Origin of the sequence: Variovorax sp. 38R (assembly GCF_014843395.1) — a bacterium.
Taxonomy (GTDB): Bacteria; Pseudomonadota; Gammaproteobacteria; order Burkholderiales; family Burkholderiaceae_C; genus Variovorax; species Variovorax paradoxus_H.
Map to the genome: position 1 here is coordinate 3,985,367 of NZ_CP062121.1, position 24,741 is coordinate 4,010,107.

Below are 24,741 nucleotides of genomic sequence, written 5' to 3' on the forward strand. Positions count from 1 at the left end.
CGGTTGTTGCGATTTTTTCTGTCGCGGCCTGTCCCCTTTTCTTTCCTCGCGTGTGAAGCCTTGAGGAACAGCAACTTCACACCCCTTGCAGGAGAGAGAGAAACCCATGGCCCGTCGCCGACCGTCCCCCCTTGATTCCGACGCCGTTTCGTTGCGTGCGCTGTCGCTTGCCGTGCATGGCGCGCTGTTCGCCATGGCGTGCGCCGCCGCCGGGACCGTCGCCGCGCAGACGCCGGGCGCGCCCAACGCACCGGCCACGCAGGCCGAAGCACGCAAGGCCTACAACATCGCCCCGGGCCCGCTCGACGAGGCGCTGTCGAGCTTCGCAGCCTCTGCCGGCGTGAGCATCACGATTCCGCCGGCCCTCGCGCAGGGCAAGCGGTCGCCCGGCCTGCAGGGCCAGCACGCCGTGGGCGATGGCTTTGCGCGGCTGCTGGCGGGCTCGGGCCTCGAGGCGGCGGGTGGCGCGGGCGGCTCGTATGCGCTGCGTCGCTCGAGCATCGGCGGCCCATCGGACACTGGCGCCGACGGCAGCACCACGCTCGCACCGGTCACCGTCACGGCCGAGGCCGAGCGCAGCGCCACCACCGAAGGCACGCGCTCGTACACGGCGCGCGCGCTGACCCTCGGCAAGGGCGAGCAGGCGCTCAAGGACATTCCGCAATCGGTCAGCGTGATCACGCGCCAGCGCATGGACGACCAGGGCCTGGTCGACCTGCGCGACGCGGTCAACAACGTCACGGGCGTGGTGGGCGTCAAGGGCGTGGGGCCGGGCATGATCCTCACGTCGCGCGGCTTCCAGATCGACGCCTGGCAGTACGACGGCGTGCCCGTGCCGCGCAACATGTATTCGCTCGGCAACTGGGCCACCGAAGACACGGTGTTCTTCGACCGCGTGGAAGTGCTGCGCGGCGCCTCGGGCCTGCTGCAGGGCACGGGCAGCCCGGGTGGCGCGATCAACCTCGTGCGCAAGCGCGGCCAGCCCGAGAAGACGCTCACGCTCACCGGCAAAGCGGGCTCGTGGGACCACTACGGCGCGCAGCTCGACGCAGGCGGCCCGCTCAATGCCGAGGGCACGCTGCGCGGCCGCGTGGTGGTCGACGAGAACCGCAGCCACTCGTTCACCGACTACGTGTGGGGCAAGACGCGCTCGCTCTACGGCGCCATCGACTACGACATTTCTCCCGACACCACCGTCGGCTTCGGCGTGAGCCACTCGCACGGCAAGGGACGCCCGATGTTGCGCGGCTTTCCGCGCTACCCGGACGGTGTCGACATCGGCCTGCCGCGCTCCGTGTTCACCGGCGCCTTGTGGAACCACAGCGACGTCGAGCAGGCCGCGGTGTATGTCGACGCCGAGCACCGCTTCAACGACAAGTGGAAGCTGAAGTTCTCCGCGCTCGGCATGAACGAGAAGAACAGCTCGCAGCACCAACGCATGCACGGCGACGTGGCGGCCGACGGCAGCGGCCTGGACTTCGCCGACTGGGACACCCGCTTCGATTCGCGCAAGCAGGGCTTCGACGTCTACCTGCGCGGACGCTTCGACGCACTGTCGATGGAACACGACGTGACCCTCGGCGCCAACTACTCGAAGTTTGTGTCGACCGACCGGTATGCGCGCCGGTTCAGCGGCGGCGGCAACATCTTCGCCATCGACCACAACCGCCCGGCGCAGAACTACGACACCATCCTGGCCGCTGGTGGCGCGAAGAGCCACACGCAGTACGACGTGCGGCAAAAGGGCATCTACGGCAGCTGGCGGGCCAAGCTGGCCGAGCCGCTCACGGCCATCGTCGGCGCACGCCTGAGCTGGTATGACTACCTCTATTCGAGCCAGTCTGCAGGCTTCACGAGCACCGTCAGCACGTCGGCCGAAGTAACGCCGTACGTCGGCCTCGTGTTTGCGCTCAACAAGCAATGGTCGGCCTACGCAAGCTACACCGACGTGTTCGAGCCGCAGACCGAACGCACCGTCTCGGGCGAAGGGCTCAAGCCGATCATCGGCAGCAACTACGAGGTGGGCCTGAAGGGTGAGCTGATGGACGGCCGCCTGAACACGTCGCTGGCCGTGTTCCGCTACGACCACACCAACCGCGCCGTGACCGACCGCGACGGCGGCTTTGCCTGCGACGGCTGGTACTGCTCCAAGTCGTCGGGCAAGGTGCGCAGCCAGGGCTTCGAAGCCGAGGTCAGCGGCGAAGTCGCGCCGCGCCTGCAGCTCACGGCGGGCTACACCTACAACACCACCAAGTTCCTCGAAGACCCCGACAACAAGGGCCAGGTCTTCAGCCAGTGGACGCCCAAGCACATGCTGCGCGTGTGGAGCAACTACCAGCTGCCCGGCGACTGGAGCCGGCTCAGCGTGGGCGGCGGCTTCAGCATCCAGAGCCACACGCTGGGCTACGACCGCACGTACAAGGTGCCCGGCTTCGCCGTGTGGAGCGCGCGCCTGGCCTACCAGCTGACGCCGGAGGTGGCGCTGGCCGTCAACATCAACAACGTCTTCGACAAGCGCTACTACATCCCGGCATACAACGAGACCAACGGCAACAACAACTACGGCGATCCGCGCAATGTGCTGTTCACGGTGAAGTACACGCCCAAGCTGTAAGCCGCGCGCCTTCTGCGCGTCTACCAGTTTTCTGGTATTTCCAGCACCCGCCTCGCTGCGTAGCATCTCGTAACCAAACGAGACGAGGTAGGCGTGTGATTCAACTAAAGGGGATGCAGCGCCTGGCTGCGAGGCATGCGGCGTGGATGGCCGCACTGGTGCTGACCGCATGCGGTGGAGGGGGAAGCGACGGAGGCGGCGGCATCGCTTGGCCGCCTCTGCAGCCTGCACAGACGGCGCAACCTGAACAGCCTGCACAACCTCAACAGCCCACGCAGCCCGAGGTGCCGGCCGCGCGCTACACCATCGGCGGCAGCGTCACGGGCCTGAACGGCACGCTGGTGCTGCGCAACAACGGCAACGGCGATCTCACGCTCCAGGCCGACGGCGCCTTCAGCTTCGCCGACCCGGTGACGGCCGGCAATCCCTACGCAGTGAGCATCGCCACGCAACCGCAGGGCCAGACCTGTGCGGTGAGCGCGGGCCAGGGCACGGCCTCGGCCCCCATCACCGACGTGCGCGTGGCGTGTGCGGCCATCACGCGCACGGTGGGTGGCTCGCTCTCGGGTCTGGCGGGCGGCACGCTGGTGCTGCACAACAACGGCGCGGATGCGTTGAGCCTCACGGCCGATGGCAGCTTCGCATTCGCGCAGGCCGTACCCGAAGGCGCGACGTACGACGTGACCGTGCACTCGCAACCGGCCGGTCTGCTGTGCGCGCTCTCCGGCGCCAGCGGCACGGTCCATGCGGCCGTCACTTCGGTGGCGGCCCTCTGCACCCCCGACCCATCGCTGCAGCCGCCGCCGATTCCGGCCGCGCCGGCCGTGGGCTATGCGCCCAAGTCATTCCTGTTCAGCTGGCCGGCCATCGCCAACGCCACCTACTACCGGCTGGGCGAAGACCCCGGCGCGACTGGCAGCTTCACGGTCTTGGCCAACAACCTCGGCAGCACCACCTATGCGCTGCAAGAGCTGGCACTGACCCAGCCGCCCACCGCCTGGCGCTATGCCCTGCAGGCCTGCAATGCCAATGGCTGCAGCCCGTGGTCGCTGCCGGTGACGGCGGATGCCACCCGGGCCATCGGCTATTTCAAGCCGGCGGCCGCCGACACCCGCGCCTTCGGCCAGGGCATTGGCCTGTCCCCCGACGGCAGCGTCATGGCGGTTGGCGCTGCGAGCAGCGTGGACCTGTTCACGCGCAGCGCGGGCCAATGGCAGTGGGTGCAATCGCTGAGCTTCGAGCGCGGGAGCTTTCCCCGCCCCGCCATCGCAGAAGACGGCACCGTGCTGGTGGGCATGTTCGGCTACGACGGTGCGCTTGGTGACCAGGGGCAGGTACAGGTGTTTTCGAAAACACCCTCGGGCTGGACGCTGGCCGACACGTGGGATCCGCCTGTGCCTCGTGTCGTCGGCAACTTCGGCGCATTCCTTGGTATCTCCCGGGACGGCACGGTGGCAGTGGTCGGAGAATTCATGAGCGCGCGCGGTGGCGGAAGCTTTCACGTGTACCGCAAGACAGGCGGCGCCTGGGCGAGAGAGGCCACCATCGAACCCGAGCACGCGCAGAGGGGTTCGCTGTTCGGCGTGCAGGCCAAGATCTCGGCCGATGCCACCACGATCGTGGTGGGCGCACAGTACGAAAGCAGCGGCTCGCTCACCGACGAAACCGACACCAGCAAAGAAAATTCTGGCGCGGCATTCGTCTACGGCTACGACACGGGCTCGGGCACATGGACCAAACGTGCCTACCTGAAAGCACCGGTGCCCACCGTCAACGATCTGTTCGGCGCCTCCACCGCCATCTCGGGCGACGGCAACACGGTGGTCATCGGCGTGCGCAACGCGTCGGTCGGCGGCGTGATTCGCGCGGGCGTCGCCCATGTGTTCCGGCGCACGGCGGGCACCTACACCCTCGCCCAGACGATCCTGGCACCGCAGCCCACGCTGAACAGCACTTTCGGTGGCTTCGGTCTGGCGCTCACGCCGGACGGCACCTCTCTGGCGATTGCAGCGCGCGGCGACTCGAGCAGTGGAACGGGCGTCGATGCCGACACGACGCAGGGTGCGGCCCTGACGGCCGGCGCTGTTCACCTGTACCGACTGGCAGGCACGCAGTTCGCCCATGCGCGGTACCTGAAAGCACCCAATACCGGGAGCGGCGATTTGTTCGGCGACGTGCTCGACATCACGGCGGACGGCCGGACGATCGCGGTGGGGGCGACGGGAGAAGCCAGCGCTGCGAGCGGCATCGGTGGCGATCAGGCGGACAACAGCGCCGCCAACCGCGGGGCGGCCTACGTGTACTAGAGACTGCTTCGGGCGGCGGCGTCAATCGGTCGATGCAGCACGTGGGTTGCCGCGTACGCAGAAGCGCGTTGGAGATGACGTGCCGCGATAGCTCAAAACCTGATCCGCACCGACGCCGCACTCCGCTCGGCCTCGCCGTGAAACACGGCTTCGATGTTGTTGCCATCCGGGTCCAGCACGAACGCCGCGTAGTAGCCCGGGTGGTAGGGACGCTCCCCTGGCGGGCCGTTGTCCCGCCCACCGTGCGCCAATGCAGCCTTGTAGAAGGCATCCACCACGGCCCGGTCTTTCGCCTGGAACGCGATGTGATGGCGTCCGGTCAGCGCGCCCTGCACTTCCTCGCTGCCGGGCGCCGAGACGAAGAGTTCATCGGCCCAGAAGTTGTGTTCGTCGGAGCCGCCCATCGGGATGTTCAGCACCTCGAAGACGGCGCTGTAGAAAGCCTTGCTGGCGGCCAGATCGCGAACGACCAGTCCGATGTGGTCGATCAAGCGGCCGCGATGCAATTCTTTTTGCGTACTCATGAAGCGCTCCTGTCGGTGGAGGTCGGAGTGGCGGAATCTACCAAAGCCTGCAAGCGGCTGATGAGGGGTGTCGGCAAGCGCCGGGCCCGCGCGATGTCGAGGGCGTCGCGCCCCTTGAAGTCGGCAATGGAGGCGTCCGCCCCGGCGTCGATCAACAGCGCCAGTGTCTTGAGCCGTTGGAGCCTCGCCGCGTAGAAGATCGGCGTTTCACCGTGCGCGCGCAGGTTGAGTTCGGGCTCGGCCCGGAGCAGGACACGGCACATCGCTTCGTCATCGCGCCACACAGCCGCCCACAACGAGTAGCTGGCGTTCGCACCGCGCGCCACGAGGAACGTGGCCAGCGGCAGGTTCTCACCGCGTGCGACGGCATACCAGAGCGGCGTTGCGCGAAAGTCGCCTTCATCCTCGTCCATGGGCACTTCGCGCTCGAGGTCGCATCCGGCAGCGAGGAGTGCAGCCACCGTGTCGAGTCCGTGCGGTTCCGCGAGTTGCGCGCTGCCGGGCGTTACGCCGCAGGCCAGGTGCAGCGCCGTGCGGCCCTTGGGGTCGCTCGCGCTGGCCAGTTCGGGCACCTCGGCCAGCATCGCCGTGACCGAGGCTGCATCCCAGCGCTTCGCCGCAGCGAAAAGCGATGTCTTGGAGGGCTGGCGCATTCGGGTCTCCTTCGCGTGGGCTCCATCAGGCCCGATTCGGCTTCATCAATTTCTTCCACGCGACCAGCGAAGCACCGTGCGATGGCGGATGCGCCCTCAGCCACGTCTGCGCCGAGGCATGCGGCGGGTAGTTGCTTCGCAGCGCCGGATCGGCACCGGCGGCCACCAGCAGCCGAGCGATCTCAAGGTTGTCGCGCTCCACGGCGCGCATCAAGGCGCTGCCCATCCAGAACCCTGCCGACGGCAGGACGCTTCCGGTGGCGTGCGGCAACGCGCCGACAGGTGGCGTGGCCTGCGGCACCGCCGCCAGGCCCGACCTCAAGGCAGACGACGCCTCGTCGCAAGGAGGCGGCAGCAGGTGGACAAGGCGAGGCAGTCCCGACGACGTGTGCGGCCGCGGCACGAGTTCGCTGCGCAGCGGCGCGGGGGTCTGGTAGTTCACGTCGACGCCCAGGGCCAGCAAGGCCCGTACCGCCTCCGCGTTGCCGGCATCCACCGCGGACGCCAACGGCGTCATGCGTCCGCACGCAACGGCCTCGAAGGCGCGATAGGCGGCCAGGGCCTCCTGCGGCTTTTGCTGCAGGATCAGAAAGTAGACCCGCGATTCGACCGATGCATTCGCTTCGAGCGATGGCCAATGCGGCTGGCCCATGCCCCGATGCAGCAGACTCGCCGCCTGCAGATGCCCCTGCGCTGCAGCACTACGCAAAGCGTTCTCGGTGGCCGGCAAGCCCTGCGCCAGAAGAAGGCGAACGATCCTCGCATCACCGCCTCTGGCTGCTGCATCAAGCGCGTTGTGCCCGTCTGCGTCCGTGCCACGCACCGCGTCCGAAGACATGACCGCCAGCAGTTGCCGGACGCTTTCCAGACTGCCCTTCCCCGCTGCCGCTGCCAGCGCCGACACGCCCTGAGCGTCGCGCACATCAGGACGAGCGCCAGCTGCCAGCAACAGCCGCACGCGCGCCGGGTCGTGCGCATGCTCGATCAATGGCGGGTTCGTGGTCACCGCGTTGGGGTCGGCGCCAGCAGCCAACAGGGCCTGGATGACCCAGGTCGTGCGCGCGAAAAACAACGGCAGGCCACCATTGCGATCGGGCGTGTCGGGATTCGCTCCGGCTTTCAACAACAGCGCCAGGGTCTGGCGATGGTCGATGGTGTGCGTGTCGCTGGCACCGCCAGCACCCGCAAACTTGGCCGCCCGAAACAGCGCCGTCTCGCCGTCGTTCGCGTTGCGGTAGTTCACATCGGCATGGCGACGCAGCAGGAACTTCACCATCTGCGCGTTGCCCTGCTGCGCGGCCTTCATCAGCGGAGAGTCGCCGAGGTTGAAGCCGTAGCCCTGCACATCGTTGACACCGAAACCCTGCGCAAGAAAAACCTCGACCTCGCGGACGCGACCGCGCTCCACGGCATCGAAGAACTGGATCTGCGCTTGCGCGAAGGTCGTGTCACGCGTGGGTTCGGCTTCGGCCGGATGTGCGGGCATGTTGATCACGAAACTGGCCACAAGGGCGATGCGTTGGAGCGTTCCGCACAGCGCAGTGCGGGAGATCAGCCGGGAGGTCTTGTGCATGGAAACGCAGTGAATCAGTGAAGCACCGGGCCTCGTGCGCAACCGACCCGGCGCGCGGCATCGTGACGACTGCTTTCGGGCACGGGCGCCCCCAGCTCATATAGCGTCGCCACCCGCAAAGTCTCTGCAACCACCGTCATCCCGCGCCCTCCTTGATCTGCTTTCGGCCGATGTTAGCCATGCCCGCCCTGTCCGGTCGCTCTTGTATTCTTGCTTTCACGCCGTGCGATGTTCATGGACGGACCGCGCAGCAGCTTCACGCAATGAAACCCTCTCACGCCGACTTCTTCATCGACAAAGGCTATGTGCGGCTGGAAGGCTTCCATCCGCAGAAACGGATCGCGGGCATCCGACAGAAGCTGCTGGATGAGATCAAGCGCCTGAAAGCCTTGCCCGGCGGCAAGAGCCTGTCGAGCGCGCTGCAAAATCTCCCGCTCTTCCAGCAGATCGGCAAGCTGTCCGCGCTCGCCAAGGTGCCCGGCGTGCATGAAGCGCTGGTGACGCCAGCGCTGATCGACTGCGTCACCCAACTCGGCGGGCGCGCGCCCACAGCCATCCAGGACACGCAGCTCCTGCTGTCGCCACCCCTTCAAGGCGCCTCGACCTTCACCGGCTTGAACTGGCATGTCGACGTCTCGGCCCAACCGCAAGACCCGCTGCCGGGAATCCAGGCCTTCTTCCTGATCGACGATGTGGCGTCCGGCGGCGGTGCGACCCTGGCATTGGCCGGATCGCATCGCGTCGGTACGCCGGGGTGGCCTGCGGCTTCGGCGCTGCGGCAAGTCCTGAAGACGACCGATGACCTGGAGCGAAGTCTTCACCCACTGGGCATCGGCCTCATCGAGATGTCCGGGCACGCAGGCGACGTCTTCCTGATGGACCTGCGCCTCTTGCACACGCCATCGGTCAACGCGACGAAGAACGTGCGGATGATGGCGACGACGCGCTGCTTCATGAACACCTGACGAAACGACCACGCATCACCAAACAGGTTACCCACCGCGCTGGCATCGCCCCCGCCGCAGGCGTAAGCTGACCACGCTCGGCCAGCCAAGGCAACGCCGCCAAGCGGCGGCACCCGCTGCGCCGAGTTCTGCGAAAGGACTGTCCATGTTGTCCGATTCGTCTGTCACGACCATGCTTCCGGTGAAGGACATGGACCGCGCGCGTGCCTTCTACGAGGGCTGCCTGGGCCTAGAGGCCGGTGGTTTGCGGCCCGATGGAAAGTTTGTCTACACGGTGGGCGGCAGCACGCTCGCGCTGTTCCCCAAACCCGAGGGGACGAAGGCCGACCACACGGCGATCAGCTTCCAGGTGCCGGACATCGCCGCCAGCGTCGAGAAGCTGCAGCGCGCGGGCGTGGTGTTCGAGGACTACGACTTTCCCGACCTGAAGACCGTCGACCATGTCTGCGTGCTCGGTTCGGAAAAAGCGGCGTGGTTCAAGGACACCGAAGGCAACTTCCTTTGCATCCACGAGGACCTAGCGCCCACGTAACCGGCTCTCCGTGAGCAGCTACGGCGTCACCGACTGGCCGTCCGGTGGCATCCGTCCCGCAGCGCGCCGCGTCGAGGCGAATGCGCTGGTGCCCAGCCACCGCCACAGGTCTTGCGCGTCGCACCTCGCCCCATCGACACGGATCTCGCGCGACTGCAAGGCCTGCTGAGGCGTGCGGTCGCCCACCCACACTTCGGTCAAGGCGCGCACGGAGGCATCCACCACGAGCGTCAGCTCGCGCCCCGGGTCGTCGCGGCACAGATCGGCCACGCCGTCTTCCACCACCAGCCACCAAGCGCGCTCGCGCGTCCGTGCATCGCGCAGCTGGAAGTGGATGATCACGGGTCTGGGCGGGAACTCCGGAATGCACGCGAACCGGCGCATATCCCACATGAGCAAGCCCGCATCGAGTTCATCGTCGCGCAGGCGGCTGCCGATCCACTGCGCACCCCAATGGCCCAGCGCCATGACGATGGGTCGAAGCTGCTCGCCGGCCTCGGTGAGGCTGTATTCCCACACCTTGCCGACGGTGTTGCGGCGCACGACACCGAACTCCTCGAGGCGATGAAGCCGCTGCGCCAGCAGGCTGGTGGACATTCGCGGTACCCCGCGATGCAGGTCGTTGAAGCGCTTGCTGCCGCACAGCAACTCGCGCACGACCAGCGGCGTCCATCGCTCGCACAACACCTCGGCCCCTCTGGCGACGGTGCAGAACTGACCGTAGGTGTTTTCCATCGCCTCGTCTCCAGAGCGGCAACGCTTCAGATTCTGGACTTGTTCGGGCACCTGGTCACGCGCAAGCTGCCCCCGACTTCATCACTCTTTATGGAGACGACTCATGACGACCCAACTCACACGCATGGACGGCGGGACCGTGGACCTTTCGCCGGAGATCCTGCAGTCGTTCAAGGCCACGTTCAAAGGCCAGGTGCTGACGGCGGACGACCCGGCCTACGAGGAGTCGCGCAAGGTCTGGAACGCGATGATCGATCGCCGCCCCGGCCTGGTGGCGCGCTGCACCGGGACGGTCGATGTCGTGCAGGCCGTCCGGTTCGCACGTCAGCACGGGCTTCTGAGTTCCGTGCGCGGTGGCGGCCACAACATCGCAGGGCTTGCGGTCTGCGAGGGCGGACTCATGATCGACATGTCGCTGCTCAGAGGTGTCTGGGTCGACCCGGCGCGCCGCACGGCGCGCGCGCAAGCGGGCTGCACGCTGGGCGACGTCGACCGCGAGACACAGCTGCACGGGCTCGCAGCCGTGCTCGGTTTTGTGTCTGCCACCGGGATCGCGGGCCTCACCGTCGGCGGCGGATTCGGCTACCTCACGCGCCGCCACGGCTGGACCTGCGACAACGTGGTCTCGATGGAAGTCGTGACTGCCAGCGGCGAGGTCCTGCGTGCGTCTGCGGACGAGAACGAGGACCTGTTCTGGGCGCTGCGTGGTGGCAGCGGCAACTTCGGCATCGTCACCTCCTTCGAGTACCGGCTCTTTCCCGTCGGCCCCGAAATCCTGGGAGGCGCAATTGCATGGAGCGGCAACGACGCCCGGCAGGTTCTCGACGCCTACCGCGAGTTCAGCGCCGGGGCACCGCGCGAACTGACCAGCGTGGCTGTTCTGCGGATCGCGCCGCCGGCACCCTGGCTACCGAAGGAGGTGCACGGCAAGCCGATCGTGGCCATCTTCGTCTGCTACACCGGCAAGGTCGAAGACGGAGAAGCACTGATCGCGCCGCTGCGCGGGCTTGGCAAGCCCGTGGCCGACATCGTGACGCGCCGGCCCTACACACAGATGCAGAGCCTGCTCGATGCCACGCAGCCCAAGGGACGGCGCTACTACTGGAAGTCGCACTACCTGCCAGGCATCGATCAGCAGACCATCGACATCGCCGTGACGCATGCGGGGCGAATTCAATCGCCCTATTCGGCCATCCTCCTGTTCCAGATCCAGGGTGCGCTGGGCGAGCTGCCTGCCGGGCATTCGCCGGCGGGCAACCGGGACGCGGCCTATGTGCTGAACATCGCGGGCTCCTGGGAGCAGCCGGGCGACGACGACATCAACATCCAGTGGGCGCGAGACTGCTTCGAAGCGACGCGCGCCTGCTCGACAGGCGGGGCCTACATCAACTTCCTGACGGAGGAAGAGGGCCAGGACCGCATCGAAGCCGCATACGGCCGGGCCAACCTGGACAAACTCGCGGCGCTCAAGCGCAAGTACGACCCCGAGAACTTCTTCCGTCACACAAAGAGCGTCGCCGGTTGAACCGATCGCCGGCGACTTGCCAGCGGCCCTTCAAAGGGCCATCCGGCGCAAGCGCCCGGTGATCTAGTCCCACGCAGGAAGGTGCTGCAAGGCGTCGTTGGGACGATCCGCAATGTCGACGCCAGTGAGCTCGGTTCCGCCCGGCAAGAGTCTGACGTCGCAAACGATTTCCCAGCCATGGCTTTCAGTGCGCCGGGCAAGGCATACCTCCTCACCGGCAGCAACGAGCTTGGCGCATTCGCCGACGCTGATTCGTTGTGCCGTGCCAAGGGCAAACTCTGTCGAGCCGAACTCTTTCTCCACGACCGGGTGAATGGCGACGAGATCCATCTTTCCGTCCTTGAAGTGAACAGCGGTAATTGCATGCTGGGCCATCTTCGACCTCCATTCGTGCAGAGCCCCGACAGGGCTGCGGTTCGACTGTACGCCCGCGGCAGCAAGTTCTCTTCGTCATTCCGAAAAGCCGACGCACGCGAAGGGCGGCGTCTGGCCGACTGCGGAAACCCCGGGGCCTGTCGTTCCAAGCGCTCGTCCGCCCGCCGGCAGGCGCGCCTGCGAAGGGATCTACAAGCTCCCCGCAATCCACTCCCGCAGCCACCGATGCCCCGGGTCGCGGTGCCGCCGCTCGTGCCACAGCATCGCCATCTCGTAACCCGGCACTTCCAGCGGCGCGTCCACCACACGCAGCCCCGGCGCGCCGCGCGCCAGGCGCTCGGGCAGCATTGCGACCATGTCGGTGCTGGCGAGCACGGACTTCATGAACAGGAAGTGCGGCACCGACAGCGCCACGCGCCGCGTGAGGCCCTGCGCCGCCAGCGCCTCGTCGGTGGGACCGACAAAGCCGCCGCCGCCCAGCGACACCACGACATGCTCCAGCGCGCAGAACTGCGCCAGCGTGGGCCGGCGCTTCAGGCGCGGGTGCCCTGCCCGGCCGGCCAGCACGTAGCGCTCGTGGAACAGCACACGCCGGTGCAGGCCGGGCGGCGCGCCCACGCTGGTGTGAAAGAACAGGTCGATCTCCGCCTGCTCGAGCTGGCGCGCCATGCGCGTCGGCACGGCCTCGACCACGGCGAGCCGGGTGTTCGGCGCGGCCGTGCGCAGGCCGGACAGCGCAGGCAGCAGGATGGCCGACTCGGCGTAATCGGCCGCAGCCACGCGCCAGGTGGTGGTGGCCTGGGCGGGGTCGAAGGGCTGGCTGGGTGCCACCGCGCGGCCCAGCGACGCCAGCGCTTCGCGCAGCGGCTCGCGCAGTTCGTCGGCGCGTGCGGTCGGCCGCATGCCGCGCTGCGCGGGCACGAGCAGCGGGTCGTTGAAGAGCTCACGCAGCTTGGCGAGCTGCACACTCACCGAGGGCTGCGAGAGGTTCAGGCGCTCGGCCGCACGGGTCACGTTGCGCTCGGCCAGCAAGGTGTCGAGCGTGACCAGCAGGTTGAGGTCGATGCGGCTGAAATTGTTCATGGCGATACCTGGCATTCAAACTATTCATTTCCAATATAGCGCGCCACTACCTAACCTGAGGGCATCTTCACTCAACCTCTCTGACACCGTGAACATCCTGCTGGTCCTTGCCCATCCCGAAGCCGCCTCGCTGAACGGCTCGCTCCATCGCTTCATGGTCGAACGCCTCACGAGCGCTGGCCACTCCGTGCGCGTGTCCGACCTGTACGCGATGCGCTGGAAGCCCGCACTCGACGCCGACGACTTTCCGGCGCGCGACACCGCCGCGCCCTTCGACCCCGTGCGCGATTCGCTGCATGCCTTCGAAGGCGGCACGCAGACCGCGGACATCGCCGCCGAACAAGAGAAGCTGCTGTGGGCCGACACGGTGATCCTGCAGTTCCCGCTGTGGTGGTACTCGATGCCCGCCATCCTCAAGGGCTGGATCGAGCGCATCTACGCCTATGGCTTTGCCTACGGCGTGGGCGAACATTCCGACACACACTGGGGCGACCGCTTCGGCGAAGGCACGCTGGCCGGCAAGCGCGCGATGCTGGTAGTGACGACCGGCGGCTGGGCCTCGCACTACACCCCCCGCGGCATCAACGGGCCGATGGACGAGCTGCTGTTTCCCATTCACCACGGCATCCTCTACTACCCGGGCTTCGACGTGCTGCCGCCGTTCGTGGTGCACCGCACGGACAAGGTCGATGCAGCAGCCTATGAGCGCATCACCGGCGAGTTGGGCGAACAGCTCGACACGCTGTGGACCACCGACCCCATTCCGTTTCGCCCGCAGAACGGCGGCGACTACGAAATTCCGGCGCTCACGCTGCGCGAACACATCGCGCCGGGGCGCGCGGGCTTCGGGGTACACCGCAAAAGCAGCGAATCTGAAACTTTGGTTTCCGAACTCCACGGCCTTTAACCACGCCGGGAGCAGGTGGATTCGCAGGAGACTTCAAATCGTCGCGACAACGCAGCAAGATGCGCATCCGCCGATTCGTCCGAAGGAGCTTGTCCATGTTCGCCACGCCAGAACGCACCGTCAAGATTCCGGGCCCCGACCATGCGATCACCATCACGCCGAATCCGATGCGCGTGGTGGTGTCTGTGGGAGGCCATGTCATTGCCAGCTCGCGCGAAGCGCTGACATTGCGCGAGTCGCATTTCGGCACGGTGCACTACCTCCCGCGCAAGGACGTGCGCATGTCGCTGCTGGAGCGCACCGCGCACGCGACCTATTGCCCGTACAAGGGCGAGTGCGCCTACTACAGCATTCCGGCCGGCGGTGAGCGCTCGGTGAATGCCGTGTGGACCTACGAGTCGCCCTACGACTCGGTCGCGCCGATCAAGGACTACGTGGCCTTCTACCCGGACCGCGTGGGCACGATCGAAGAACGCTGCTTCTGACGACGGCTTCACCCCGTTCGTGAAAAAACCGGCCCTTGCTTGCGCAAGGCCGGTTTTTCTTTCGCTGACCCGCTGACACCTCGCCATGGGGCAAGGTGCGCGTGCCTGATACCAATCAATTACAGCGGCAGTGCGTCACCGCGTGCGGCGGCGCGGGCTTCGGCACGCACCGAGGCACGGTCCAGGCCGCTGGCCAGCACCGGGGCCACGCGGGAGGTCACGGCCTCGCTGTAGGGGTTCTCGCTGCGAGCGGCCACCACGGCCTGGGCGCGGACGGCGTCGCGGCTCACGGTCGAAACGAACACCTGGGCGGGGCCTGCATCGGCGCCGGTGGCATAGGGGTTGGCGCTGCGTGCGGCCACCACGGCTTCTGCGGCGACATCGGCACGGCTGGCGGCCGAGGTCAGGCGATGCACGCCTTCGTAGGTTTCAGCGTGGGCGGCGCCGGCAACGGCCATCAGGGCAACAGCAACGGCGGAGAGGAGCTTGGAGGCGGTCATGTCGGTTTCCTTCTTCAATTCAGTTCAGTGGTTCAAGTGTTTGACTTGGAGGGGTTGAACCGGTCTTGGGTGGGTCACCGCCCCTCTGTTGGAAGGGCGGCCAACTCGCTCGGGGCCTGTTCATCCGGATCTGCTTGGGGGCCGGTCCGTGAGATGAATTGTGCGCGGCGATCCAAGTAAAAACCCGCGGCAAAAGGAACCACGGCGTTCCCGAAACGGAAACAATGCGGCGCGCCGGGGAGCCACCCTAGGTCAGTGCCCCACCGACTTCGAGAACACATTGACCACCACCACGCCCGCGATGATCAGCCCCAGCCCGACGATGGCCGGCGCGTCGAGCGTCTGGCCGAACCAGAGCCAGCTCACCACCGAGATCAGCACGATGCCCACGCCCGACCAGATCGCGTAGGCGATGCCGGTGGGCAGCACGCGCAGCGCGAGCGAGAGAAAGTAGAACGACACCGCGTAGCCCACCACCGTGGCCACGCTGGGCCAGAGTTTCGTGAAGCTGTCCGAGGCCTTGAGGAAGCTGGTCGCGAGCACTTCGACGACGATCGCGACAGCGAGGTAGGCATAGGTCAGGGTCATCGCCAGACTCTAATCGCGCACGGCGGCGCAGCCACCAGAGCCCTACCGCGACCCGGGGCCGATCAGGGCGGCAGCAGCAGCGGCCCGCAGTTGGTGTCGGTGACGAACACCGCCATGAGCTTCGCGGGCTTCACCGGGTCGGGGTTCTCCGCGAACACATGCAGCGTGTTGGGCGGCTCGAAGAAGGTCTCGCCGCTTTGGAAGATGCCCACCGGACCACCGCCCAGCTGCGAGCGGATGGTGCCTTCGAGAATGATCGCGGTCACCGAACCCGGGTGCCGGTGCGCCGGCGAATAGGCCAGCGGCGGAAAGTCGACGAGCACCGTCGTCACCGACTTGCCGGGCACATGCGGCAGCGCCTCGCACGACAGCACCTTGACCTGTGTCGCCGGCCGCGCCGTCGCTTCCGAGCCGGCGGGCACCGGGGCGGACGCGAACATCGGCCGACCCACCGAGCTGCACACGTCGGCGAACCACTGCACGGCTTCCTGTTGACCGGTGCGCGGCATCAGCGCCCAACCGGCGGCGAGCACCAGCGACAACCCTGCGAGGCCCGCGCCGATCGACGGCGTGCGATGCCAGCGTGCGGCCTTCATGACACGACCTCCTGCGACAGCCGCAGCGCCGCGTGCCAACCCAACTCGCGCTTGGCCTTCTCGCTGCTGACCTCGGGGCTGCCCTCTGCAATGTTGAAGACGCCGCCGCGCGCATGCCGCATCGCCAGCACCGCAGCCCAGGCCGCAGCCTCGACATGCACCGGGCTCGCGCCCTTGGGTGCCGCGTTCGACGTGCCCGGCCCATACAGTTGCCCATAGCGCAACACCGTGCCCGTGAGGCCGGCGGCGCCGCGCACGCTACGCTCCAGCGCCACCACGCCGTCGATGCTGATGCGGCGACCGCCTTCGGCCCCGAGGTCGAGCGGATCGCCTTCGGTGTGCGGCGCCCGCCCGGGTGCATAGGCCCAGGCGATGCTCTGCGCAATCATCTGCGTCGCACCGGCCGCGAGCGCCGCCGCCACGAGATGCCGCGTGCCCTCGATGCGCACACGCGCATTGCGGACCACCGCCTCAGCCATGAGCGCCGGGTTCAGGTCCTGCGGCAGATCGGTGAGCTGGTGGATGACAACCGTGGGCGCGATGCGCACCAGCGCGTCGCGCAAGGCCTGCGCGTCGAACACGTCGACGACGACCGGCGTCACACCGCGTGCTTCCAGCGCCGCCGCACGATCGGCACGGCGGGTGCCGCCGTACACCGCGTGGCCGGCCTCGACCAACAGCGGGATCAGCGCGGTGCCCACGGCCCCGGTCGCGCCCGCCACGAATACCTTTTCGCCCATTGCGTGTCCTTCTTTCCTGCTGGCTGTTCGAAGCCACGAGCTTAGGATTTCGATGCCCCAGACGAAAGAACCAAGAATCGTCAAAATGACTGGTCCATGAGCAACCCGCCAAGCAACGCCCTCCCTGGCATCGACCGCTCGACGTCGACCCCGCTGCACCGCCAGGTCTACGAACGCTTTCGCACGGCGATCGAGCGCGGCGTGCTTCGCCCCGGCGATCGCGTGGCGTCGGCGCGCAGCCTGGCCGGCGAGCTGGGCGTGGCGCGCGGCACGGTCGAGGCGGCCTACAGCCAGCTCGCGGGCGAAGGCTATTTTTCTGCTCAGGGGCAGGCGGGCACGGTGGTGTCACCGTCGCTGCCGATGCAACGGGCCGTGCGCGCCGGTTCGCGCCCTGTCGTCGATGGGCCTGCACTGGCCGGTCCCATCGCCCCGCCCCCGTTGCAACTCGGCATCCCGGCGCTCGACGCCTTCCCGCGCAAGCTCTGGGCGCGCCTGGTCGCCCGCCGTGCGCGTGCCATGGGCGCGGCCGACCTGTTCTATGGCGACCCCGCAGGTTACGCGCCGCTGCGCGAGGCCATCGCGGCGTATCTGCTGGTGTCGCGCGGCGTGGCCTGCCAGCCTGCGCAGGTCTTCGTCACCGGCGGCTACCGCGCGTCGCTCGCGCTCGTGGCGCGCACGCTGCTCGCGAAGGACGACCGCGTGTGGACCGAGGACCCGGGCTTCGCCCCCACGCACGACGTGCTGCGCAGCGCCGGCCAGCGCGTGGTGCCCGTGCCGGTGGACGACGAAGGCTTGATCGTCGCGCGGGGCATGCGCCGCTCGCCGAAGGCGCGCATGGCGATCGTCACGCCGTCGCACCAGGCGCCGCTGGGCGTGTCGATGTCGCTGACACGCCGGCTGCAGCTGCTCGAATGGGCCTCGCGCGCCAAGGCCTGGATCGTCGAGGACGACTACGACGGCGAGTACCGCTACGCCGGCGCGCCGCTGCCCGCGCTCAAGAGCCTCGACGGGCATGACCGCGTGCTGTACGCGGGCAGCTTCTCCAAGGTGCTGTACCCGGGGCTGGCGCTGGGCTACCTGGTGGTGCCCGAATCGCTGCGTGCGCGCTTCGAGGAGGCGGCGCGCATCGCCTCCAACGGCTGCCCGCAGATCACGCAGGCCACGGTGGCCGACTTCATGCGCGACGGCCATTTCTCGCGGCATCTGAAGAAGATGCGCCTGCTCTATGCGCGCCGCCGCGCGCTATTGGTCGAGGCGTTGCAGAAGGCCTTTGGCGACGGCGTGCGCATCGATCTGCAGGCCGGCGGCATGCATCTGATTGCGCGCTTCGACGCGCGCAGCGAAAGCGACCTCGTACTGGCGCGCCGCGCGCAAGAGGCCGGGCTGAACTGCCAGCCGCTGTCGGCCCGAGGCACCTCCACCTTCGAAGGCCAGGGGCTGCTGATGGGCTTCACCAACGTTGCCACGCCGACGCAGGCGCGGCAGCTCGCGACGCGGTTGCGCACGGCGTTGGGCTGAGGCTCAGGCGCGCAGATCGACTTCAGGCCGCATCGACGACACGCCGTTCCAGCGCACCTCGAAGCCCGCGCTGCGGAACTGACTGACCACCAGTTCACCCACGCGTTGCATGTCAGCAGCGCCGCCCTCGGGCGCGCCCCAGAACGCGAGCGAGAGCTGGCTGGTGCGCTTGGCGCGGTTCTGGTCCTGCCGCGTGTAGAAGCAGAAGCCGTGCAAGCCGGCCTTCTTGCCGCCGCGCGCGCGAAACGCTTCCGAGCAATCGGAGAAGCCATCGGACTGCGTGTCGCCCGCATCCTGCAGCGCGACCAGGCCAGCTTGCGTCAGCGCGGCGAACACCTCGGCGATGCGCGCTTCGGCCGCGCGCCATTGCGTGGTGCTCATCTTCACCGGATCAGGTTCAGGCGGCGGTGGTTCGGGCAATGCGTGGCCGGTGATGCGCGACAGCAACTCGGCCACCTCTTCCTCCATCGCGTTCTCCGTGATGTGGTTGCCGTGGCTGTCGCGCACATCGGGGTTGGCGCCCGCATCGATGAGCAGTTGCACCGGCTCTGTGGCCGGCGAGAACTCGGCCGCGAGGTACAGCGCGGTGCGGCCGTCGGTGCCGATGTATTCGAGCGGGCTGCCGGCGTCGAGCAGCAGTTGCAGCACCGCGAGGATCGGCTCGACCTCGGATTCGTTGGTGCCCATCGCGGCACATTGCAGCGCGGTGAAGCCCTGCTTGTTCACGCCGGCCAGGTCGGCCCCGGCTTCGATGCAGGCACGCACCGTGTCGACATCAGCCTCGCGCGCCGCGTCGAAGATCTTCTTCGGATTCATGGCATCCCCTGTTGGTTTTTGGATTCTGCCGCAGGCGCTTTGCACTTCACAGACCGCGCGAACCTCGCTACATTCGACGCCTCGATCAACAAACCGGACTGGAGGTGCGCGATGGAAGACACAGCTATTCACTCTCCCTCCCACGTACGGTTTGTCGGGTCGCATCCGAACTGCTGCTGAAGCGCTCTCCGCGCACCCGGTGCCGCTGAAGGCACCACCAGCCAGCCCGTTCGACCCTCGCGGTGCTCTGCCGCGACACGCCGTCCGATTCAGACAACGCCACGCCGGCACCTAAGTGCCGCGTGCGGTCCGTTCCCTTTTCGAATCAAGGCTCACCATGCTTGAAACCCGTGCCGCCGATGCGCGGCAGTTCGTGACTTCTCCTTTCGATCCGCAGCGGGCGTCCGCTGAAGAATGGGCGCAGGCGCTGGCCTACTGGCGCCAGCGCCACGACGAAGACTATCCGGGCGAACCGCAGCCCGACGACGCCCACACCCAGCAGAACGTGCAACAGCACACACCGCTGCATGTGGTGCACCGCGCCTTCGCGCGGGACGCGCAGGGCCGCATCGTCGGCAGCCTCAACATGGGCGTGCGCCGCGAAGGCTCGCCCGACTACGCGACCTTCGCGCCTTTCATCGACGTGTGGGGCGGCGTGCTGCGATCGCACCAACGCCAGGGCGTGGCCAGCACCTTGCTGCACCGGCTGCTGGCGCTGATGGAGGCCCGCGACCCCAGCACCGCGACCTTCAAGACCCACTTGCCGGAAGGCCGCGCGTTCCTCGCGGCCATCGGCGCGACCGAGAAGCACCGCAGCATCGAGAACCGCATGGCCTTCGACAGCCTCGACTGGGCGGCGCTCGCGCGCTGGCGCGCCGACGCTCTGGCGCCCGCGCACGGGCTGCGCCTCGAGATCCACGCAGGCCGCGTGCCCTTCGATCGGCTGGCCACGCTGATGGCGCCGCTGTCCGCGCTGCTCGAAGACGCGCCCACCAGCGCGCTCGAACGCGCGCCCCTGCGCTTCGAGCTCGAGGGCTTCCATGCCTGGTACGCAGAACTCGATCGCTCCGGCGGAGAGCACTTTCTTGTGCTGCTGCGCGACGCCAACGACGAGGTGGCCGCGGTGTGCGATGCCAGCTGGAGCCAGCTGTACCCCGACCGCATGTTCCAGCGCCTCACGGGCGTGGCGCGCGCCTGGCGCGGCAAGGGACTGGCCAAGGGGGTGAAGGCCATCATGCTGCAGCTCGTGCGCGAGCGGCATCCCGAGGTGGTGATGGCCGTCACCCACAACGCCGAGGTCAATGCCCCCATGCTCGCCATCAACCGCCGGCTCGGCTTTGCTGCGCACAGGCATGATGGGGTCTACCAGATCGGCAGGGAAAGCCTGAGGGCCTTCCTCTCGACCCACCCCCTGGCTGTGCCGGAGGCGCACGCATGAAGACACCCCCCAGACTGCAATCCCTCGTCGACGAGGGCCTGATCGACAGCGTCGTGCGCCAGCTCATGAGCGGCAAGGAAGCCATGGTCTATGTCGTGCGCTGCGGCGACGAAACGCGCTGCGCCAAGATCTACAAGGAAGCCGACAAGCGCAGCTTTCGCCAGGCCGTCGACTACACCGAGAACCGCCGCGTCAAGAACACGCGCGAGGCGCGCGCCATGGCCAAGGGCACGAAATTCGGCCGCCAGGTCACCGAGGCCATCTGGCAGAGCGCCGAGGTCGATGCGCTCTACCGCCTGGCCGCGGCCGGCGTGCGCGTGCCCACGCCGCACAACTTTCTCGAAGGCGTGCTGCTCATGGACCTGGTGACCGACGCTCACGGCGACGCCGCCCCGCGCCTGAACGACGTGGCCTTCTCGCCCGAAGACGCGCTGCTGCACCACGCGAGCCTGCTGAAAGAAGTGATGCGCATGCTCTGCGCGGGCATCGTGCACGGCGACCTGTCGGAGTTCAACGTGCTGCTGGCCGAAGACGGCCCGGTCATCATCGACCTGCCGCAAGCGGTCGACGCAGCCGGCAACAACCACGCCAAGCGCATGCTGCTGCGCGACGTGGAAAACCTTCGCAACTTCTTCGGGCAGTACGCGCCCTCGCTGCTGAAGACGCACTACGGCGACGAGATCTGGCAGCTCTACGAGCGCGGCCTGCTGCGGCCCGAGACCGAGCTCACAGGCACCTTCGTGCGCGAGACCGGCCCGGTCGACCTCAGCAACGTGCTGCGCGAAGTGGACGACGCGCGCTCGGAAGAAGCGGCGCGCCAGCTGCGGATGCAAGCGCCGCGACAATAGCGGGGCCGCCCCCCCCGCTCCGATGACTTCCACCGCCCTGCCCCTGCGCCCACCTTTTGCTTCCACCGCCGTCCGCCACATCGCCCGGGCCGCGGCCTTCGTGGCTCTGGGCCTCGGCCCGGCGGCGCATGCGGGCACCATCCGCCTGGAAGACGGCCGCGGCCGCGTGCTCGAGCTGCAGGCGCCCGCCAAACGCATCGTCTCGCTGATGCCCTCGCTCACCGAGACGGTCTGCGCGCTCGACGCCTGCGACCGGCTCGTGGGCATCGACCGCCACGCCAACTGGCCGGCGGCGGTGAAGGGCCTGCCGCAGGTGGGCGGCATGGACGACGCGAACATCGAGCGCATCGTCGCGCTCAAGCCCGACCTCGTGCTGCTGCGCCCGCGCAGCCGCGCCGCCGAGACGCTGGAGCGCCTGGGCATCAAGGTGCTGGCGCTCGACGCCAAGACCCATGCCGACATGCGCCGCGTGATGGAAACCGTGGCCCGCGCCACCGGCAAGCCGGGCGCGGGCGAGGCCTTCTGGCGCACCCTCGATGCCCGGCTGAACGCAGCGCGCGCCCGCGTGCCGCTGAACTGGCAGGGGCGGCGCGTGTACTTCGAGGTGCATGGCGGCGTCGCCGCTGCGAGCGAAAGCTCCTTCATCGGCGAGACCCTGGCGCGCCTGGGCCTGGCCAACGCCGTGCCGGGCTCGCTCGGCCCTTTCCCGAAGATGAACCCCGAGTTCGTGGTGCGCGCCAACCCCGACGTGCTGATGGTCTCGGCCCTCGGCGAAATCTCGGCGATGGCTTCGCGGCCCGGCTGGTCGGCCATGTCGGCCATCCAGCGCGGGCGCGTCTGCAGCTTTGCCTCGGCGCGCTTCGACCTGATGATGCGGCCCGGCCCCCGGCTCGACGAGGCGGCCGACGCCATCGTGAATTGCCTTGCGTCGCTGGATGCGCCGCGCAACTGACTCTCTGCCCATGAACTTCGACATCGTTCCCGCTGCCAACTTCGGCACCGACGAACTCACCGCCCTCTGGAACCGTTCCTACGAGGACTACTTCGTGCCGATCGCGTTCGACCGCGCGATGTTCGAGCGGCATGTGCGGCGCGCCGAAGCCGACCTTGCGCTCTCGCGCGTGATCGTCGTCGATGGCGACGCCTGCGGCCTCTCGCTCGTCGGCCGGCGCGGTTCGCGTGCGTACCTCGCAGGCTTCGGCATCGCCAGCGCGCAACGGCGCCGGGGGTTGGCGAAGCAGCTCATCGAGGCGCAGCTGCGCGACCTGTCGGCAGCCGGCATCACGCAGGTGCAGCTCGAAGTGATCGAGCAGAACCCGGCGCGGCAGCTCTACCGGCAGGCGGGCTTCGTTGAAAGCCGCACGCTCGAAGTGCTCGAAGGCAGCTTCGAATCTCCCGCTGATGCTGCGCCCCCGACGACGCCCGACACCGACGCGCTCGCCGCCGTTCACGCCGCCTGCACCGCCCTCTCGCGCCCCACCTGGCGCCGCGAGTGGCCGACCGTTCAGGGTGCGCTCGCACACGACGGCGCTGTGGCCCTGGGCACATCGACGGGCGGCTACGCCATCCTCCTGCCTCCGGCCCTGCCCCTGCACGCACTGCTCGACGCCGCCGCACCCGACGAAGCCTCGGCCCACGCATTGCTCGACACGCTCGCGCAGGCACGCCCCGGCGCACGCTGGCGGCTGGTCGACGAGCCCGAAGGCAGCCCGATGCACCGCGCCCTGGTCGCACGCGGCGCCACCCTTGTCATCCGCCAGATCGAGATGACCGCGACACTCCAGCCCACCTCTTCTTCTTCCGATTCTTCGCGCCCCGCCCGTTCATGAAGCCCAACAAGCGAACCTCGTCCACCCCGTTCATCCGCGTGGGCCCCAGCGGCGTGCACGGCCTCGGCGCCTTCGCCACGCGCGACCTGCCGGCCGAAGCCTTCCTCGGCCTGTACGAAGGCCGCCGCTACACCAAGCAGGAAGTGGCCGCCAAGGCCTGGGACGACCAGCTCACCTACCTGTTCACGCTGACGACCGGCGAGACCATCGACGGTGCCAAGGGCGGCAACGCCACGCGCCACCTCAACCATTCGTGCGAGCCGAACTGCGAAGCGGTCGAGGAGTTCGACGAGGCGGGCGAGATGGTGCTGCGGTTCCAGACGATGGAGGCGGTGGAGGCCGGCGACGAGCTGTTCATCGACTATTCGCTGACGGCCGACGACGGCTCGCCGCCATCGAAGTACCCCTGCCATTGCGGCTCGCCGGGCTGCCGCGGGACGATGCTGGCGCCGGTGGAGGTCGTGTCGGAGAAAGACGGGCCGGCCACCCCCGCCGACGTGGCGCCGGCCGTTTCAGACCCGCGCAGGCCGCTCAGCGAGCTGCCCTGGTGAAGTAGCGGCGACAAACGCCAAGGCTCAAGGCGACTCGCTCTTCACGCTGCGCAGTTGCGCCTCCGCGCGTTCGAGCTCGGTGCGCAGCGTGCGGATCTCGTGCTCCAGCTTTTCGATGCGCACTTCGCGGCTCGCCGGTGCCAGCGCCTGGCAGCGCAGTTGCAGCGCGCTCAGGGTGTCGGCCAGCTCGCGCCGGCGCAGCATCTGGCCGCGCGAGCGGGCCAAGGCCATGTCGCGCTCCAGCACCGCTTCCTGCGCCATGCAGTTTTCGGCATTCAATGGCTGTGCGGAGGGCTCGGCTTGTGCCAAGGCGGCGGGTATTGCCAGGGTCAACACAAGGGCCAGGAGACGGGGTTTCGGACGCATGCCGTACGGTACCTGAACTCCCCAACGGAACAGGCCTTCACCCCTTCAGGTCGCAGCCGTTCCGGTCGGCCAAGGTCGCACCTGTGATTCAGGCGCTGAGGTAGCGCGCGTCCCACTGCGCCGCCAGTTCCCGGGCTCGGTGCAGCGGCGTGCGGGCACGCTCGAAGTCCATCACGCAGGCAACATCCGCCGCGGCGGGGCGCGCGGGGCTTTCGTTGCTGCGGCCGTCCGTCAGCAGCCACAGCCAGCGCTGGCGGGTCTCGTGCTTTGCCAGCAGTTGCTGCGCGCGCTGCACGCCCAGCGCCAGGGGCGTGCCACCGCCGGCCGCGATGGGCGCAACCCAGTCATCGTTCCAGGCGCTGGCGCGGCGCGGCGGCAGGCGCAGTTCGACCACATCGCCGGCAAAGCACAGCAGCGCCACGTGGTCGCGCCGCTGGTAGGCCTCCTGCATCAGCGCGAGCAGCTGGCCCTTGGCGCGCGCGAGTTGGCCGTCGTGGCGCATCGAGGCCGAGCAGTCGAGCAAAAAACAATGCAGCGTGCCGCTGCGCGCCTCTTGTGGGCGATGGCGCAGGTGCGCGGCGCTCAATCGATCGGCGCCACGAGCGACCAGCGTGCGTGGCCAGTCGAAGGCGGTGCCGGGCACGGCGGCGCCGTGCCATGCGTCCCGTTGCGTG

General features: G+C 68.1%; 26 protein-coding genes. 13 read left to right on the forward strand and 13 right to left on the reverse strand.

Annotated features, from left to right (window positions below; all coding sequences use genetic code 11):
• The first annotated feature begins 106 nt into the window (after nucleotides 1-106).
• Together IG196_RS18360 and IG196_RS18365 are read left to right on the forward strand one after the other, a co-directional pair.
• The gene (locus IG196_RS18360) at nucleotides 107-2,614 is read left to right on the forward strand and encodes a TonB-dependent siderophore receptor (protein ID WP_225616717.1); all 2,508 of its coding nucleotides are present in this window, start codon (nucleotides 107-109) and stop codon (nucleotides 2,612-2,614) included.
• A 95-nt stretch (nucleotides 2,615-2,709) separates the two neighbouring features.
• On the forward strand, nucleotides 2,710-4,920 hold the full coding sequence (locus IG196_RS18365) for a hypothetical protein (RefSeq protein ID WP_192192258.1): 2,211 nt from the start codon (nucleotides 2,710-2,712) through the stop codon (nucleotides 4,918-4,920).
• Nucleotides 4,921-5,012: 92 nt separating this feature from the next.
• On the opposite strand, the gene IG196_RS18370 is transcribed toward IG196_RS18365, so the two are convergent.
• Genes IG196_RS18370 through IG196_RS18380 form a run of 3 tightly spaced genes read right to left on the reverse strand, consistent with a single transcriptional unit; the run spans nucleotide 5,013 to nucleotide 7,670 of the window.
• Nucleotides 5,013-5,444, reverse strand: a complete 432-nt coding sequence (locus tag IG196_RS18370) for a VOC family protein (RefSeq protein WP_192192259.1) — start codon at nucleotides 5,442-5,444, stop codon at nucleotides 5,013-5,015.
• Nucleotides 5,441-6,097 carry an ankyrin repeat domain-containing protein gene (locus tag IG196_RS18375; protein WP_192192260.1) on the reverse strand — a complete coding sequence of 219 codons (657 nt, stop codon included), beginning with the start codon at nucleotides 6,095-6,097 and terminating at the stop codon, nucleotides 5,441-5,443. Before IG196_RS18375 ends, IG196_RS18370 begins: the two co-directional genes overlap by 4 nt.
• Nucleotides 6,098-6,122: 25 nt before the next feature.
• Complete coding sequence (locus tag IG196_RS18380) at nucleotides 6,123-7,670, reverse strand: ankyrin repeat domain-containing protein (RefSeq protein WP_192192261.1); 1,548 nt, start codon at nucleotides 7,668-7,670, stop codon at nucleotides 6,123-6,125.
• A 179-nt stretch (nucleotides 7,671-7,849) separates the two neighbouring features.
• On the opposite strand from IG196_RS18380, the gene IG196_RS18385 reads away from it, so the two are divergent.
• Nucleotides 7,850-8,635: a phytanoyl-CoA dioxygenase family protein gene (locus IG196_RS18385; RefSeq protein WP_225616718.1), complete on the forward strand. Its 786-nt coding sequence runs from the start codon at nucleotides 7,850-7,852 to the stop codon at nucleotides 8,633-8,635.
• A 145-nt stretch (nucleotides 8,636-8,780) separates the two neighbouring features.
• Nucleotides 8,781-9,167 carry a VOC family protein gene (locus IG196_RS18390; protein ID WP_192192262.1) on the forward strand — a complete coding sequence of 129 codons (387 nt, stop codon included), beginning with the start codon at nucleotides 8,781-8,783 and terminating at the stop codon, nucleotides 9,165-9,167.
• 18 nt (nucleotides 9,168-9,185) lie between these two features.
• Here the strand turns inward: IG196_RS18390 and IG196_RS18395 are convergent, their stop codons facing one another.
• On the reverse strand, nucleotides 9,186-9,902 hold the full coding sequence (locus tag IG196_RS18395; protein ID WP_192192263.1) for a winged helix-turn-helix transcriptional regulator: 717 nt from the start codon (nucleotides 9,900-9,902) through the stop codon (nucleotides 9,186-9,188).
• Nucleotides 9,903-10,005: 103 nt separating this feature from the next.
• Between IG196_RS18395 and IG196_RS18400 the strand changes: the two genes are divergently transcribed.
• The gene (locus tag IG196_RS18400; RefSeq protein ID WP_192192264.1) at nucleotides 10,006-11,427 is read left to right on the forward strand and encodes an FAD-binding oxidoreductase; all 1,422 of its coding nucleotides are present in this window, start codon (nucleotides 10,006-10,008) and stop codon (nucleotides 11,425-11,427) included.
• Between the two features lie 63 nt (nucleotides 11,428-11,490).
• Here IG196_RS18400 and IG196_RS18405 read toward each other — a convergent pair whose 3' ends face one another.
• Nucleotides 11,491-11,802, reverse strand: a complete 312-nt coding sequence (locus IG196_RS18405; protein WP_101489960.1) for a hypothetical protein — start codon at nucleotides 11,800-11,802, stop codon at nucleotides 11,491-11,493.
• 189 nt (nucleotides 11,803-11,991) lie between these two features.
• Complete coding sequence (locus IG196_RS18410; protein ID WP_192192265.1) at nucleotides 11,992-12,885, reverse strand: LysR family transcriptional regulator; 894 nt, start codon at nucleotides 12,883-12,885, stop codon at nucleotides 11,992-11,994.
• Between the two features lie 88 nt (nucleotides 12,886-12,973).
• On the opposite strand from IG196_RS18410, the gene IG196_RS18415 reads away from it, so the two are divergent.
• A complete protein-coding gene (locus IG196_RS18415) occupies nucleotides 12,974-13,792 on the forward strand; it encodes an NAD(P)H-dependent oxidoreductase (protein ID WP_192192266.1) in 819 nt (272 codons plus the stop codon).
• Between the two features lie 95 nt (nucleotides 13,793-13,887).
• Nucleotides 13,888-14,277, forward strand: a complete 390-nt coding sequence (locus IG196_RS18420; protein WP_101489957.1) for a DUF427 domain-containing protein — start codon at nucleotides 13,888-13,890, stop codon at nucleotides 14,275-14,277.
• Nucleotides 14,278-14,396: 119 nt separating this feature from the next.
• Here IG196_RS18420 and IG196_RS18425 read toward each other — a convergent pair whose 3' ends face one another.
• From IG196_RS18425 to IG196_RS18440, 4 genes are all read right to left on the reverse strand, one after another.
• Nucleotides 14,397-14,777: a helicase SNF2 gene (locus IG196_RS18425; protein ID WP_153283593.1), complete on the reverse strand. Its 381-nt coding sequence runs from the start codon at nucleotides 14,775-14,777 to the stop codon at nucleotides 14,397-14,399.
• A gap of 252 nt (nucleotides 14,778-15,029) precedes the next feature.
• Nucleotides 15,030-15,365: an SMR family transporter gene (locus IG196_RS18430; protein ID WP_101489956.1), complete on the reverse strand. Its 336-nt coding sequence runs from the start codon at nucleotides 15,363-15,365 to the stop codon at nucleotides 15,030-15,032.
• Nucleotides 15,366-15,427: 62 nt separating this feature from the next.
• Entirely contained in the window at nucleotides 15,428-15,961 is a 534-nt protein-coding gene (locus tag IG196_RS18435; protein WP_192192267.1) for a cupin domain-containing protein, read from the reverse strand.
• A complete protein-coding gene (locus IG196_RS18440) occupies nucleotides 15,958-16,701 on the reverse strand; it encodes an NAD-dependent epimerase/dehydratase family protein (RefSeq protein ID WP_192192268.1) in 744 nt (247 codons plus the stop codon). The genes IG196_RS18435 and IG196_RS18440 overlap by 4 nt, the downstream gene beginning before the upstream one ends.
• A gap of 96 nt (nucleotides 16,702-16,797) precedes the next feature.
• On the opposite strand from IG196_RS18440, the gene IG196_RS18445 reads away from it, so the two are divergent.
• Nucleotides 16,798-18,219 carry a PLP-dependent aminotransferase family protein gene (locus IG196_RS18445; RefSeq protein WP_192192269.1) on the forward strand — a complete coding sequence of 474 codons (1,422 nt, stop codon included), beginning with the start codon at nucleotides 16,798-16,800 and terminating at the stop codon, nucleotides 18,217-18,219.
• Between the two features lie 3 nt (nucleotides 18,220-18,222).
• Here the strand turns inward: IG196_RS18445 and IG196_RS18450 are convergent, their stop codons facing one another.
• A complete protein-coding gene (locus IG196_RS18450) occupies nucleotides 18,223-19,035 on the reverse strand; it encodes an ankyrin repeat domain-containing protein (RefSeq protein WP_192192270.1) in 813 nt (270 codons plus the stop codon).
• 337 nt (nucleotides 19,036-19,372) lie between these two features.
• Between IG196_RS18450 and IG196_RS18455 the strand changes: the two genes are divergently transcribed.
• The 5 genes from IG196_RS18455 to IG196_RS18475 are packed head-to-tail and all read left to right on the forward strand — an operon-like array spanning nucleotide 19,373 to nucleotide 23,701.
• Nucleotides 19,373-20,473 (forward strand): N-acetyltransferase, encoded by a 1,101-nt coding sequence (locus IG196_RS18455; RefSeq protein WP_192192271.1) that lies wholly within the window; start codon nucleotides 19,373-19,375, stop codon nucleotides 20,471-20,473.
• Nucleotides 20,470-21,321, forward strand: a complete 852-nt coding sequence (locus IG196_RS18460; RefSeq protein ID WP_192192272.1) for a PA4780 family RIO1-like protein kinase — start codon at nucleotides 20,470-20,472, stop codon at nucleotides 21,319-21,321. Before IG196_RS18455 ends, IG196_RS18460 begins: the two co-directional genes overlap by 4 nt.
• A 22-nt stretch (nucleotides 21,322-21,343) precedes the next feature.
• The gene (locus IG196_RS18465) at nucleotides 21,344-22,273 is read left to right on the forward strand and encodes an ABC transporter substrate-binding protein (RefSeq protein WP_192192273.1); all 930 of its coding nucleotides are present in this window, start codon (nucleotides 21,344-21,346) and stop codon (nucleotides 22,271-22,273) included.
• Nucleotides 22,274-22,283: 10 nt separating this feature from the next.
• Nucleotides 22,284-23,150, forward strand: coding sequence for a GNAT family N-acetyltransferase (locus IG196_RS18470; protein ID WP_192192274.1), 867 nt, complete (start codon nucleotides 22,284-22,286; stop codon nucleotides 23,148-23,150).
• Nucleotides 23,147-23,701 (forward strand): SET domain-containing protein, encoded by a 555-nt coding sequence (locus IG196_RS18475; RefSeq protein WP_192192275.1) that lies wholly within the window; start codon nucleotides 23,147-23,149, stop codon nucleotides 23,699-23,701. The genes IG196_RS18470 and IG196_RS18475 overlap by 4 nt, the downstream gene beginning before the upstream one ends.
• Nucleotides 23,702-23,725: 24 nt before the next feature.
• Here IG196_RS18475 and IG196_RS18480 read toward each other — a convergent pair whose 3' ends face one another.
• Together IG196_RS18480 and IG196_RS18485 are read right to left on the reverse strand one after the other, a co-directional pair.
• A complete protein-coding gene (locus IG196_RS18480; protein WP_225616719.1) occupies nucleotides 23,726-24,010 on the reverse strand; it encodes a DUF1090 family protein in 285 nt (94 codons plus the stop codon).
• Between the two features lie 145 nt (nucleotides 24,011-24,155).
• A complete protein-coding gene (locus IG196_RS18485) occupies nucleotides 24,156-24,710 on the reverse strand; it encodes a vWA domain-containing protein (protein WP_225616720.1) in 555 nt (184 codons plus the stop codon).
• Between the last annotated feature and the right edge of the window lie 31 nt (nucleotides 24,711-24,741).